We start from the raw sequence: 14,025 nt of genomic DNA on the forward strand, positions 1-14,025 counted from the left end.
GTCCCTATCAGGCGAACCACATCTTACGCGACATCTGGCCGTTCATCAGCTCTTGGGTCGGGTCGGTTTCCCAACCTTCCAGCTGATTGCTGACGCCTTCGACAAAGTCGTTGAACATCGGGCAGATCAGGCCGCCTTCGTTGCGGACCATCTGGCCCATCTGGCTGTAGATGTCTTTGCGCTTGTCAGTATCCAGTTCGGCACGGGCCTGGAACAGCATCTCGTCAAAGGCCGGAACCTTGAAGCGTGTGTCGTTCCAGTCGGCGCTGGACAGATACGCGGTTGAGTACATCTGATCCTGCACCGGACGGCCGCCCCAATAGGATGCGCAGAAGGGCTGAACGTTCCAGACCTCGGACCAGTAGCCGTCGTTGGGCTCACGCTTGATTTCCAGCGGGATGCCAGCCTGTGCAGCGGTTTGCTGGAACAGAGCTGCGGCATCCACGGCACCGGGGAAGGCACCGTCGGCCACGCGCAGGATGATGGGCGAGCCATCATGCCCGGACTTCTTGTAATGCTCGGCGGCTTTTTCGACGCTGAACTCACGCTGCGGGATTGAGCCGTCGAACAGAGGATAGGCCGCGTTGATCGGCATGTCGTTCCCGATCGAGCCATAGCCACGCAGAACCTTGTCGACCAGTTCCTGACGATTGATCGCGTATTTCAGCGCCGTGCGCAGTTCGTTGTTGTCGAACGGAGCGGTGTCGCAATGCATGATGAACACATAGTGCCCGCGACCAGCGGTCGAATGTACGGTCAGGTTGGGCGCACGGCCCAGCAGTGCAGCAACCTTGGGCTCAACGCGGTTGATCGCGTGGACCTGACCCGATTGCAGCGCGGCGGTACGCGCGGTTGCGTCGTTGATCACGACGACCTCAACACTGTCGAAATTACCGAAATCGCTGTTCCAGTGGTTGGCGAATTTCTTGAATACGTGGCGCACGCCTGGCTCATCTACCTCAAGCTGGTAGGGGCCAGTGCCGATACCGGCAGCCGGGTTGTCCATACCGCCATCAGGCTGAATGATCAGGTGATAGTCGGCCAGCAGATAGGGCAGGTCGGCATTTGCCTCGGACAGCGTGACCTGGAAATACTCGCCATCGGCCTTCATCGACTCGATGCCCTTCATGATGCCCAAGGCACCGGACTTGGAGTCTTCGTTCGAGTGGCGCTCCATGGTTTTCAGCACGTCTTCGCTGGTCATGGTCTTGCCGTTGTGGAATTCCACGCCCTGGCGCAGTTTGAAGGTCCAGACCTTAGCATCCGCGCTGCCTTCGACACTTTCCGCCACGCGCGGTTCGATCGAGCCATCAGGTGCTACTTCGATCAGTGTGTCCCCGAACTGCTTGCCGTTGGCAAATGGAACCGAGCTTGCATAGGTTGCCGGGTCCAGCGAGTTGGTGGATTCGCCGCCCTGCAGACCCAGCTTCAGGTCGCCGCCTTTTTTGGGTCCGGCCGCGCGTGCTGCATCGGCAAAGATGGTGCTGGCCGTTGCCGCTGCGACACCCAAGGCTGCCGCTTTCCCCATGAATTCGCGGCGGGTCAGCTTGCCAGCTGTAACCTGTTTGGCCATGTGAGTGAGTTGTTCGTTCATCCAAGGATCTCCCAGTTGATTGGATTTCAGCCCTTGTCGGGCTTTTTATTGACGCATTAGTCAAGTTAGGCGTATTTCGTCGCGCCGGGCAAGCGCAAATGTGGCATCCGAAGGGGTTCGGGCCTCACATGTGATTGCGCGGGATGGTATCCTCCTGTTGTTTCGAGAAGACCATTTCGCTGCCCTCATACGCCTTTATTTCAGCGCTAAGGTAAAAGTTTTCCGCGTCAGACCACATCTCGCAGCTTGTCTCTGTTCGCAGGTTGATGTTGTCGCGGCTCATCTCTTGCGTCCACGAACACTGCCCGCGTGCAGATAGCGGGTTGTCTGGATGGATGGACCAACGTTCGAACGCTGTGCTGCCATGCGTCAGGCCGTGGTGATTATCGGTCACCAGACCAAAATCGTCTTCGATGATCAGGTGTGTCTCACCGGAATTCATGTCCGTTTCCACCCGCCGCGTGTTCTTACTATCGCGCAGGACCGAGACGTCGCGGGGTGTCTCGGATTCGGGCGGTTGAAACACCCATTCATCCTCGGATGTCGGACGCGTTGGGATGTCAATCTCGCCACCGGTCAAGTGCAGCTCAGTCGTCTCTGGCGATGGCCAGATCAGGGGCCAATAGGCACTGGAAACCGCAACCCGAAAGCGATGCCCTTTGGGTACGCGATAGGCAATGTGATCCAGATCCAGCGTCACGTCATAGGGCGTTCCGGGCTCCATCGGAGAGGGGGTCGCATGGCTGTCGCGATGAGACAGGTTCAACACACCGTAAGTCACGCGCGTTGAGGCCCCATCTGGATGCACATGATTCAGACGAACGGCGATTTGGGCCTGCGGGCGGTTTGATGCCACGCGCAAGCGTAGGCGCGGTGCCCCGACAATATCCATATCTTGTTTCAGCGGTTCGGTGTCAAAGCATGCCGATAGGGCATCGTCTGTCCTTTGATCGCCGGGCATGTCCGGGCCCAGCCAGATTGCGCAATACTCGCCACCTTCCATACCGCATGTCTGTGGGGACGCGATGCGTTGATCCAGCGCGCCTGTCTCACCAAGGCCTGCGTTCGACATGGACAACGTTTGAACGGGCAGATGAGCCGTCGCCCCGGTGTCTTCGGCAAGCCAGCGGCCCGAGCGTTCGCTATACCAGCGATAGGGGCGCACCCCGTCCATCAGATAGGCGCGGTAGTCCGGATCTCTGTCCACTCCGGTGTCCACACCTTTTAACCAGTGATCCCACCAGCGCAAGGCTTCCTGCAAGAACCCGATCCTTGGTTCTGGAACCGCAAAATGCGGGTATTTATGAACCCATGGCCCCACGATGCCTTTGACCGGTGCGTCCAGCTGTTCGACCAACATGGGCACTGTGTTCTTGTAGGCATCTCCCCAACCGCCAATGGCAAGTGTCGCGGCGCGGATCGCGCTGAAATCTTCGCAAACCGAACCGTGCCGCCAATATGCATCACGGGTCTGGTGGCGTAGCCAAACCGATGGAAGGAAGGGCTCATTTTCCAGCCTTTCGAGCCACAGCTCGCGCCAATCGGGCCGCAGGGCAGGGTCCGGTGCGCGTGAAGAGTACGACCACATGGTCGCGCCCCAGCCCAGATTTTCATTCAGAAGACACCCACCTTTGTAATGGATGTCGTCCGCATAACGATCTGCTGTCGAGCATAGTGTGATGATGGCCTTTAACGCCTCGGGCTGCATTGCGGCGACTTGCAGAGAATTGAAGCCACCCCAGCTGATGCCCATCATCCCGACGTGACCAGTGCACCATGGTTGCCGGGCCAGCCAAGCGATGGTGGCCACTGCATCATCCAGTTCCTGTTGGGTGTATTCATCCTCCATCAGGCCTTCGCTGTCGCCATTGCCGCGCATGTCGACGCGAATACAGGCATAACCGCGTTTGGCGAACCACGGATGGGTCAGCGCATCTCGGGTCGCGGTGTTGTCGCGCTTGCGGTAGGGCAGGAACTCAAGAATAGCAGGAACAGGGTTCTCATCGGCGTCCACCGGTCGCCAGACCCGTGCCGACAAACGGCACCCGTCTGGCATGACAATACCCATGTCGGGCAGGTCTTCGATGTCAGACAATGCGTTGGGCTGGCGAGTCATAACCGTAGTCTCTGGAGCTTTTGATTTCAGGGTCAGGGGAAAATCGTCAAATCAGTCGCGAATTGCGACAAGCAGGTCCATCACGTTGGTCCCTGTGGGGCCCGTCACCAGCAAAGCACCTTTGCGGTCCAGATAGCTGCCGCTATCAGCGTTTTTCAGCGCCTCATCTGCCCCATCCCCCCAAGTGGACCCGTCTACGATACCACCGGCGGCTTGCGTCGGGCCATCGGTTCCATCGGTACCCCCGACGACGACTGTGATACCGTCCATCCCCGCAATCTCGCGCGCCAGAGCAAGTGCCAAAGCTTGATTGCGCCCGCCGCGTCCGGGGTTTTCCGGCAGGATCACCGTTGGTTCACCGCCAAAGACCATAACGCCCTTGGGCATGTCGCGCAGGCGCTGTCCCACAGCAGCCGCTACGTTTCTGTAGTCGTCGTGCAAACTTTCCTCATCCGCAAGCACGGTCTCGCCTTCGCTCGCGGCCTGGTCAGCCGCTGCCGCGCGTGCATGTGCATTGGATGCCACAATCTGCGCCGAAGCTTCAAAGTCATGGGCCAGTGGCAACGCACCTATACCTGACCCGACAACATTCAGATCGTCACCGGGTACGTCCGAGATCGCCAGTACGCTGGCCTTGCGCCCCCGGAAGTGGCCTAGCAAACCGCCGCCCTTGATACGTGAAATCTTACGACGTTCAGCGTTCATTGCAGTGATGTCCAACCCTTCGGCCAACAACCTTTTGTTAAGCGCTTCGAGGTCTGAGAGCGTTTTGTCCCCCATAAGATCTTCGGCCAGCGAAGACGCGCCGCCCGAGACCAGCAGCAGCAAATGCGATGTCGGCCCCATCGCTTCAACCGTTTCTCGCAGGGCTTGCCCACCCTTGAGGCTACGTTGATCCGGCACCGGGTGGGACGCTTCAATCAGTTGGACGTGATCTGGCAGGTCGCGCCCGTGGTCATCCTTGGTCACCACCAGTGTTGGTACGGGGCCAAATCGTTCCAGTGCCGCGCGCGCCATTGCGGCGGCAGGCTTTCCGACCGCCAGAATTTGGTCGGGTGCCTCAATGTCTTGCAGTGCGCCTTTTGTTGCCGCGTGCCCGCCGACTGCGTCGACTCCGGCTTGCCAGATACGAATTGCCTTTTGTTTTTGATCCATCAACTTTCCATCCAGATTGTGACCGGCCCGTCGTTGAGCAACTCTACGGCCATATCGGCCCCGAATTGACCCGTTTCGACGGGCACGCCCAAAGCGCTCAGGGTTTGGGCGAAGTGTTCGTATAAGTGTTTGCCAACCGCCGGAGGCGCGGCTTCGGAAAAGCCGGGTCTGTTCCCGCGTGAGGTGTCGGCCGCCAACGTGAACTGGCTGATCACCAGCGCGCTGCCTTGTATGTCCAGAACGGAACGGTTCATTTTGCCCGCGTCGTCCTTGAAAATCCTCAATTTGGCAATTTTAGCGGCAAGCTGTTCAGCAGCCGTTTCGTCATCTTCACCCATCGCACACACCAGAACCATCAATCCGGGGCCGGTGCGCCCGACAACCACGCCATCGACCGAGACCTGCGCGTGTGAGACTCTTTGGACAACTGCTCTCAAACTCTGCTCCGTCCGTTTTCAGCCGATCCAATCGACGAATGCATCTGGCGCATCGCGCTTGGTGCGAAACCCGTTCGCCGGGTGATCCGTATCAGCGTATCCGAACGAGATCGCACATAGGATCAGGCGGTCATCGGGAATGTCGAAATATCGATGCAGGAACGGGCTGTAACTTGCCAAGGCCGCTTGCGGGATCGTCGCAACTCCCAATGCTTGCGCCGCTAGGGTAAAAGCCGTCACGAACCCTCCGCAATCCAACGCGCCATAGGGACCAAGTTCAGCCGGGCTGGACACGATTGCGCAATGTGGCGCGCCAAACAGGGAAAAGTTCTCCATCATTTGTTTGGCAGAGGCGGCGCGGTCACCGCGTTCAACACCGACTGCTTCGTACAAGGCCCAGCCGCATTCACGACGGCGATCGCGGTAGACGCCCGAATAGGACGTTGGAAAAGGCAAGTCGGGTGCATGTGCACCAGTCATTGCCTCATGTTGCATCGCCTCGCGGAATGCATCGGTTTCGTCGCCGCTGGTAATCGTGACATTCCAAGGTTGTGCATTGCACCAACTGGGGACACGTGATGCACTTGTCAGCATTTGCTCGATCAGATCTCGCGGCACAGGATCAGCAAGAAACGCACGGCAGGAATGGCGACCAATCAGCAACTTGTTCAAATCGGATAATGCCACACTAGCCCCCCCATGGCGTCGACGTGGCGCAGGATGACGAGTGACGCAGGGATGTTCAAGCGCTAAAGCAGCGAAAATGTTTGCGGTATCATTATTGCCCGGTCGCCATCACATATCCAACCCCAGCGGCGACCAAAAGTCCCAGCAGCACCGCGATCGTTATTTTGATAGCCGACCAGGGACGTTCGCCCTGAACCTGACCCGTTCGGCCGTTCACAACGAACCTATAGGTCTGCCCACGATACTTGTAAGCCGCCATCCAGATCGGCAGAAGGATGTGTTTGAACGTCACATTTCGTACGTCTGTATCGACCGCGTGGATACGCTGACGATCGCCGCCGATGTCAAAGCGAACGTCCCGCTCAATGACGCGGGCCATGTGCCCTCGGGCCTCGGTATACCCTTCCTGTAGTTTGACGGTGTAGGCTTCGGCGCGAAAACCCGCCAGATATTCAGGTTGGTACGGCTCAAGTGCAGGCAGATCCCAAGGTTGTAATGCATCGGTGTATTTCTTCGGCAGAGACTGCGAGGCAAGCACGAGCACATCGTCAAAAAAGCGGGCCACGCGACCTGACTTTGGCGACCACCGGACTTTGGCCACCCGTTGCTGCACCCGTTTGCCATCCCGCATCACGGTTCGGGTTTCGTGATAAACAGTGCCCCGTTCCCCGCGATATGAGGATTTTGTATCAGCGTCAAAGGTCCAATAGGGCACGTAGATGCCCTGCATCTTGCGCCCTTTGCGCGCGTATTCCTTCAAGCCGTTTGGGGCGAACCACAGCCGGCCCAGCCAGTTTTCCATCGCTTTGTGCGCAGATCGTTCGTCCAGTGCAAAAGGCAATACGCCGCGTGGTTTGATGTGGCGATTTACACCTGTATCCGTCACCACCGGCGTCGCACAAAATGGGCATTCCGCTGCGTGGGTGTCGGGATCAAATTCCACCTGGGCGGCGCAGTTCGGGCAAGACAGAACGCGCGTTTCCTCAATCTCGCTATCAGGCAGGCGGTCGGCAACGGCCGCGTCAAAATCCAGTTCCTTGAGGCTTGCGCCGCCCCAAGGACCAGCGCCAATCGACTCTGAATGACCGCAGTGATCGCAGGTCAGGGCCCCATCCCCGGGGTTGAACCGATAATCGGCCCCGCATTGCTCACAGGGAAAGCGGTGTTCGGCCTGATCGGATTCGGAAAGCTGTGTCATCTATAGCTTGAGACCTGAGATGCAAAACTGAAAATGTGTCGCCCTGAAAGGGCAAGCGCGGTGGTCGGCCCGAGGCGCTGATCACGCCCCCGGCGGTGGTGGCGGCAATATCGTGAATAGCTGCGCCAGTTCCTGCACGTCGCCCGCTTTTTTCCAACCGTCCTGGCCCGCTGTCCAAACATGGGTGTCTCGCGTGATTTCACCCTCCGTGGCCATGCGGCCCATCTTGGCCTTCGAAAATGGACCGCTTGTCTGGCCATCCACAGCGATATGCCACACATGCTCAACGGGCGGAGGAGGCGGCGGTGCCGCATGCGCGGATGGTTGCGGGGCAGCGGGGGCGGAACCGCCCCACGGGCCGCTGGGTTGACCCGCTGCCATGTTCGACATTTGTTGTGCCATCGCCATTCCCATACCCATGCCAAGACCAGCGCCCATGCCACCGCCTTGGCCCGGATTGTTGGCAGCTGCCGTCATCGCCTCGGCGGCTGAATATTGGGTGAACTTGCCCAAATCCCCGGCCAGTCCCATCGAGGTGCGTTTGTCCAGTGCCGCTTCGACGGCGGGCGGCAGAGAAATGTTCTCGATATAGAACTCGGGCATTTCCAGCCCGTAGCCGTCCAACACCGGGGATACTTCTGCCGCGATCAGCTTGCCCAGATCAGCGGTGTTGGCGGCCATGTCCAGAACTGGAATACCGGATCCGGCGATGACCCGGCTGAATTCCTGCACAATGATGTTGCGGATCTGAAAGCTGATCTCGTCCATGGTGAATTCACCATCGGTGCCGACAATCTCGATCATGAACTTCGCGGGATCTTTAACTCGGATTGTATAGGTGCCGAATGCCCGAATGCGCGTGGGCCCAAACTCGGGGTCGCGCAACATGATCGGGTTCTTCGTCCCCCATTTCAGGTCATTGAACCGGGTCGTATTGACGAAATAAATCTCGGATTTGAACGGTGACTGAAAACCGTGATCCCAATGCTGCAATGTTGTCAGGATCGGCATGTTGTTGGTCTCAAGCATGTAAAGACCGGGCGTGAATACATCCGCCAGTTGCCCTTCATGCACGAACACGGCCGATTGACCTTCGCGGACGGTCAGCTTGGCTCCGTATTTGATCGCGTGACCTTCGCGCTCAAAGCGCCAGACCATCGTGTCACGGGTGTCGTCGACCCAGTGGATGACATCAATAAATTCTCCGGTCAGAAAATCAAAAATACCCATTGGGTTCTCCTTTCTGTGGGCTCAGAGCGACTGGCCCATCAATTCACGAGCAATAATACGTACAACAGGGCGGGCGTCTTCGACTGTTACTCCGGGTTGCAGGCGCGGGTCATACAGCATCGCCAGCAGTTTCTCGTCATGACTGGTCAGCAACGCAAATTCGTCGTCATCATTAAAGATCGACGGGCGGGCGGAACCACTGTCGTTCGAAAGGCCCAGACCTTGCGCCATCTCTTCATGAATGCAACTGCGCCGCAGCAATTCTGACAATTCCGCACGGATCAGAATTACGGCCCGAACAAACTGATTGGGCGATTTGTTTGTCGGGGACGCGATGACAAAACAGTCGATATTTGCGCGCGGGTTGGCAATGAGGTCAAGCGACGGTTGGCTGATCCCCGGAACAAGCGTTTTGATCCGCGATACGACATAAGAGCTATCGTCTTTCCCGGCAAAGACGACGTGGAAGTTGGCCTTTCGACTGACGACAGAAATCGGGTGATCGGTCAGTCTGGAGAGCCTTGCGGTAAACGCTTCAACCTCGGCCGCATCCTGTTCGCGCATCTGAGGCGAAACAGTTGGGGCAAACTCGGTCTGTACGCGAATGGGCGCGGCCCATCGGCTGAGCTGCCCTTCGGTTTCAAAAGACGTGGCTGTTACGGCGTGGTCAGGGTATTCGCTGTAAAACGCGATGGCCTCGAAATTCCGTTCCAGATCGCTGGCGTCATAGGGGGTATCGGGCCCGCCGCCATCGGTCCTCAGCAAGCCCCTCGTAACAAGGTCGCGTTCGACCCGTTCGTAGAAACGCGCCAGATCCTGACTGGCCGCCGATGGCTGAACATAAGCATTCGGCGCAGGCACCGGTTGCGCGGGCCGGGGTTCGGGTACGACAGAGGACGTCAAGGCGTCGTCGCAATTGGCCAAGGCCAAAAGCGCGACACCGAGAAACGCAAATTTTGAAAACCGCCAAGCCTGCACAGCGTCAGCCCGGAACTGCTGTCCCGGCGTTGTCGCCGATACCGTCCTTACGTGCCTTGGCTGCTGCCAGCGTGTCGCGAAGCTCAGCTTCCATTTTCTGCAATTCCACCTCGGCGGCTGCGCGCTTGGCTTTACCTTCATCTGCTATGGCTAGGCTTTCATTGATTGTGCCAATCAGATCGGCGTTCGCCTGTTTGACGGCTTCTATGTCGAATACGCCGCGTTCCATTTCTTCGCGGATCATCTTGTTCGACTCGCGCAGGTTCGCAGCGTTCGACGTCAGGAGCTCATTTGTCAGGTCATTGGCTTCGCGAACCGCTGACGCCGCCTCGGCGCTGCGTTGGATCGTGACGGCCTGCGCCAACTGGGTTTCCCACAAGGGAACCGTGTTGACGAGGGTCGAGTTGATCTTGGTCACCAAAGACTTGTCGTTTTCCTGAACCAGACGGATTGAGGGCAGGGATTGCATGGTCACCTGCCGCGTCAGTTTCAGGTCATGCACCCGGCGCTCCAGATCGTCGCGGGCTGCACGCAAATCGCGCAGCTCTTGGGCTTTCATGACTTGTTGATCTTCAGGGGCTGCCTGAACGTCGGCTTCTTTTTCCGGAATGTCATGGCTGTCCAATTCCGTAAGTTTCTCTTCGCCTGCCGCAATGTAAAGCGCCAGTTCGTCATAAAAGCCGAGTGTTTTATCATACAAGACATCAAGTGACTTGATGTCCTTCAAAAGCGTATGTTCATGCGCCAGCAAGTCGTCCGTTATGCGGTCAATCTGGCCCTGAACTTCTTCGTATTGCGCTGTGAATTTGGCGAAAGGGGCTGCTTTGCCAAGTAGTTTCTCCCACCAGCTGCGTTCGCGACGTACGTCCAGTTCACTGACTGAAAAACCACGGATTGTCGTCACGATATTTCTCAGGCTGTCACCGGCTGGGCCAACATCCTTGTTGCGCACGTCCGCCAGCATGGCCTGACTGATTTCCTGCAGCTCTGCCTGGGCAGAAGACCCAAATGACACGATTGAGTTGGTATTGCCCATGTCGATCTCGGCCATGCGCTTACGTATTTCGGCGCCAACCGGTTCATCGGCTTCCTCAAGCGAAACGACTTCGGCTGTGGGTTCCGGCAGCGTCACAGCCGTCACTTCCTGAACCAGTGTTTCGGCCTCAACCGCCTTGTTCTTGACTTCGTCGGACATGGGGAAATCCTTTCTAAAAAACCGGTCAGTCCAACCGGACGCCTTCGCGCTGCAATCGTTCGCGCAGCACATCAATTTCAACCGTCAGATCACTGCGGTCATCCAAAAGCATTTTGCGGGTGCGGGCTGCGAAATTCTGCTCCAGGTCATCCAGCAAAGCCGAATAGTCTGACAGCGCCTGCGCATCCCGTGTTCGTGCATAAACGTCTGCGAACTTGACCGTCGCATCCCGCGCGCCCTGCAAATAGACCGTCAGGTACTTGCGCGCACCCGCCAGATCGCGCGGATCTTCTTCGACCGTTCGAAACAGCTCGCGGGCGGTGTCTTGAAAACGTTCGACGCGGGCTTCGATCGTACGGTCGCCTGCGCGTTTGATCGCGTCTGTCATGTCCCTAAGATGCGCTTCGGCGTCGTCAACTACGCGGGCGACGCGGTCTTGCTGAAAGGTGTCGATACCTTCCATCCCTTTGTCCTTAAGCGGATCCAAACCGAAGGATACGGAATGCAGGACCGTTGCAACCGCACCGAACAAAATGGGCGCAATAAGACTGACTTCGGTGGCAGAGGCCGCCCCGACATATTCGGTTCGGTATGATGCCAGTGCCGCACCTAATCCGGTCAGAACGCTTGCGAGAATTTTTCTGGGAAATGCGGGGCGGCGGGCAGTGCGGCGCGCGTTATAAGCCGCCTCGGCCCGCAAGCCTTCGCGCAATAAAAAAGCAGCAGCGGTCAGCAACCCGGCCGCGACAAGGCCAATGGTCATTCCGATGGCACCGTCGTTCAGCGAGAGGAAAACCAATGGTATGGCGGGCACAAACAGAAGGTTTGCGCGTGCGCCCGCTGGTTCCACGCGCGCGCCGTCGAACTGCCCGCGCTTTGGGTGATCCGTTGGCTCGCCATTCCCCTGAGGGCTGTATTTCCCGCCAAAGCGTTTGGCCATGCGCCTACAGGCCCCCCAATAACCCGGTGCACACGCCAAAAAGCAGCACCAGAAGGGCCGCATAGGCCAGTTTTTGTACACCAGTCCCGGACATCACGCCTCCCAAAGACTTTCTTCACGGAAAATTTAGGGCATGAGGGCGTCCGGCGCTAGGGGGAAGGTTGCTTAACCCACGTCACTTGCGAGATTTCTTGCCGATCGGGGGCCGTTTTCTTTGGGGGCGAGCGCCCCGCTTGGGCGCAGCCTCTGGCGCGGCATCCAGACCCAGTTGGTCGCGCATGACACGACGGCGGATTTCTTCAACCTCACCCTGCTTTAGGTTTCCCAGCTGAAACGGTCCGTAAGATACGCGCAGCAAGCGGTTAACAGCATAACCGATATCTTCCATCGCCCGACGAATTTCGCGGTTTTTGCCTTCGCGCAACCCAATGGTCAGCCACGCGTTTGCGCCTTGCTGGCGGTCCAATGAGACATCCATAGGCAAGAAACGCTCGCCTTCGATCACCAAGCCTTTGCGCAGGGGTGCAAAATCCTCGTCCTTGGGGCGTCCGTTCACGCGCACGCGGTATTTGCGCAGCCATCCGGTAGAGGGCAGTTCCAGCTTGCGCTTGATGCCGCCGTCATTGGTGAGCAGCAGCAACCCTTCTGAATTCAGGTCCAGTCGCCCAACGCTCATGACGCGGGGCATGTCCTCAGGCAAATTGTCAAAGATCGTCGCGCGGCCTTTTTCGTCGCGGGTCGTTGTCACAAGCCCCGGCGGTTTGTGATAGAGCCACAAGCGCGAGGGTTCGGGTTCGGACACGGGTTTGCCGTCAACGGTGATCTTGTCTTTTGCGGTCACGTTCAACGCCGGGCTGTCGATGGGCTTGCCGTTGACGGTCACACGACCTGCTTCGATCATGCGTTCGGCCTCTCGGCGCGAGGCGATGCCTGCGCGCGCAAGCACTTTGGCGATCCGGTCGCCGGGAGGAGGGGTTTTGGTCATCCGCAGCCCATAGCGCATCCCGCCGCCTTGCGAAAGACAGGTTTCTGATGCAGTCAGAGGCATGGAGTTCAAGTCGTATATGAATATCGCGTTGGAGCAGGCGCGCGAAGCAGCGGATCGCGGCGAGGTGCCAGTCGGGGCCGTCATCGTGGCGGATGGTCGAGTCGTCGCAGCCGACGGTAACCGCACGCGCGAATTGAACGACCCCACCGCGCATGCCGAAATTCTGGCCCTGCGCGCAGCATGCGCCGAAGCGGGGTCAGAACGCCTGCCGAACCATGATCTGTACGTCACGCTCGAGCCGTGCGCGATGTGCGCGGCTGCCTTGTCGGCTGCGCGAATACGGCGCGTTTACTATGGTGCGGCTGACCCGAAATCCGGCGGTGTTGCCCATGGTGCGCGGGTGTTTTCGCACCCCCAGTCCCACCATAAACCTGAGGTGTTCGACGGCATAGCCGCCAAGGAATGTGAGGCCCTGCTGCGCGCGTTCTTTGCGGAAAAAAGGAACGGGACTTGAATGCGTTCGTGGATTAGGTCCCGACCCAATCCAAACGATAAACGGTCTGGTGCCCTCCAAACCCTTTCAGCGAGACGGATGATGGGGAACTGAAACGCAACCCTTCTTCAGCTCCCACAAGCAGGCGGGTAACGTCAGTGACGTGGATTTCATTCGGCCCACTGATATCTGTGACGCGGGCTGCTTTGTTGACGACCGACCCGAAAAAGTCCTCGTCCCGCTGAATGACGTCGCCGGTATGAATGCCAACCCTGAGTCCCAACGGAATCCCTGAACTGGTTTCGGCGTTTTTGCTTTGCAGTGCGATCGCGGCTCGCAGCGCATCTTGCGGCGCAGAAAAAATCGACATCGTGCCGTCGCCTAGAGATTTGACCAGCCGCCCGCGATGGTTGGTGATTAGATGTGTAGCCAAATCGAAATGTTGGGAAATGACCTCGATCCATTTGCGATCTCCTATTTGCCGGGTGATCGCCGAGGATTCCGCAATGTCGGTGAACATCACCGAAGCGGTGCCCTCTTCCTGATCTTGTTGGAATTCCTGTCGCGCAGCGTCGATCAGGGCGTTTAGCGCGGTATGCTCGACACCGATTTTTTCCATGTTCGAAGTCGGGTTGGATACGTGCATCTGCACGAATTTCCAAATCCCATCCTCAAGATTCAGAACAAAGGTAAACCGATGAAACGCTGAATTCCCGTTCGACGCAAAGCGCAAGGTGGCTGTGCAGTGGGCCCAGCCTACGTTGCCGCATTCGAACGCCTCCAGCGAGTGTTCGTCCCAATCATAGTCGGGAATTTCTTTGGTATGATCCGCAAAGCCTCGCCGGAAAACCTGCCCGGACCACTCTTCGTTTTCCGCCGATCCCTGATAGCGCAGATGCTCGGATGCGGACAGCATATTGACCAGAGCCGCACGGTCCTTGAAGCGCACGGCATCGTTCCACCGCCGAACAACGGCGACCAATTCGGGTGATGGAACGATCCCGTTGCTCATCC

General features: G+C 58.2%; 13 protein-coding genes. 1 reads left to right on the plus strand and 12 read right to left on the minus strand.

The genetic code is table 11. The features are described from left to right. Positions 1-7 precede the first annotated feature (7 nt). The 11 genes from ACR0BD_RS09055 to ACR0BD_RS09105 form a co-directional block, all read right to left on the minus strand. Positions 8-1,594 (minus strand): ABC transporter substrate-binding protein, encoded by a 1,587-nt coding sequence (locus tag ACR0BD_RS09055; protein ID WP_480696328.1) that lies wholly within the window; start codon positions 1,592-1,594, stop codon positions 8-10. 124 nt (positions 1,595-1,718) lie between these two features. Next, positions 1,719-3,710: a CocE/NonD family hydrolase gene (locus ACR0BD_RS09060; RefSeq protein WP_480830066.1), complete on the minus strand. Its 1,992-nt coding sequence runs from the start codon at positions 3,708-3,710 to the stop codon at positions 1,719-1,721. 51 nt (positions 3,711-3,761) lie between these two features. After that, the gene (locus tag ACR0BD_RS09065) at positions 3,762-4,865 is read right to left on the minus strand and encodes a DUF4147 domain-containing protein (protein WP_480830067.1); all 1,104 of its coding nucleotides are present in this window, start codon (positions 4,863-4,865) and stop codon (positions 3,762-3,764) included. Next, positions 4,865-5,302 carry a D-aminoacyl-tRNA deacylase gene (dtd, locus tag ACR0BD_RS09070; protein ID WP_480830068.1) on the minus strand — a complete coding sequence of 146 codons (438 nt, stop codon included), beginning with the start codon at positions 5,300-5,302 and terminating at the stop codon, positions 4,865-4,867. The genes ACR0BD_RS09065 and dtd overlap by 1 nt, the downstream gene beginning before the upstream one ends. A gap of 18 nt (positions 5,303-5,320) precedes the next feature. After that, positions 5,321-5,989 carry a nitroreductase gene (locus tag ACR0BD_RS09075; protein WP_480830069.1) on the minus strand — a complete coding sequence of 223 codons (669 nt, stop codon included), beginning with the start codon at positions 5,987-5,989 and terminating at the stop codon, positions 5,321-5,323. 91 nt (positions 5,990-6,080) lie between these two features. After that, positions 6,081-7,187 carry a TFIIB-type zinc ribbon-containing protein gene (locus ACR0BD_RS09080; RefSeq protein ID WP_480830070.1) on the minus strand — a complete coding sequence of 369 codons (1,107 nt, stop codon included), beginning with the start codon at positions 7,185-7,187 and terminating at the stop codon, positions 6,081-6,083. 81 nt (positions 7,188-7,268) lie between these two features. Continuing rightward, positions 7,269-8,417 (minus strand): SPFH domain-containing protein, encoded by a 1,149-nt coding sequence (locus ACR0BD_RS09085; protein WP_480830071.1) that lies wholly within the window; start codon positions 8,415-8,417, stop codon positions 7,269-7,271. A gap of 21 nt (positions 8,418-8,438) precedes the next feature. Continuing rightward, positions 8,439-9,341 (minus strand): DUF2927 domain-containing protein, encoded by a 903-nt coding sequence (locus tag ACR0BD_RS09090; RefSeq protein WP_480830072.1) that lies wholly within the window; start codon positions 9,339-9,341, stop codon positions 8,439-8,441. Positions 9,342-9,399: 58 nt separating this feature from the next. After that, positions 9,400-10,590, minus strand: a complete 1,191-nt coding sequence (locus ACR0BD_RS09095; RefSeq protein WP_480696312.1) for a toxic anion resistance protein — start codon at positions 10,588-10,590, stop codon at positions 9,400-9,402. A 25-nt stretch (positions 10,591-10,615) separates the two neighbouring features. Continuing rightward, a complete protein-coding gene (locus ACR0BD_RS09100) occupies positions 10,616-11,530 on the minus strand; it encodes a 5-bromo-4-chloroindolyl phosphate hydrolysis family protein (protein ID WP_480830073.1) in 915 nt (304 codons plus the stop codon). A gap of 175 nt (positions 11,531-11,705) precedes the next feature. Then, the gene (locus ACR0BD_RS09105; RefSeq protein WP_480830074.1) at positions 11,706-12,578 is read right to left on the minus strand and encodes a pseudouridine synthase; all 873 of its coding nucleotides are present in this window, start codon (positions 12,576-12,578) and stop codon (positions 11,706-11,708) included. Between ACR0BD_RS09105 and ACR0BD_RS09110 the strand changes: the two genes are divergently transcribed. After that, positions 12,577-13,032, plus strand: a complete 456-nt coding sequence (locus ACR0BD_RS09110; RefSeq protein WP_480696306.1) for a nucleoside deaminase — start codon at positions 12,577-12,579, stop codon at positions 13,030-13,032. The two genes, ACR0BD_RS09105 and ACR0BD_RS09110, sit on opposite strands and share 2 nt — an antisense overlap. Before the next feature lie 13 nt (positions 13,033-13,045). On the opposite strand, the gene ACR0BD_RS09115 is transcribed toward ACR0BD_RS09110, so the two are convergent. Further along, a complete protein-coding gene (locus ACR0BD_RS09115) occupies positions 13,046-14,023 on the minus strand; it encodes an adenylate/guanylate cyclase domain-containing protein (protein ID WP_480830075.1) in 978 nt (325 codons plus the stop codon). Positions 14,024-14,025: the final 2 nt, after the last annotated feature.

This window comes from Ruegeria sp. G5, assembly GCF_056533365.1.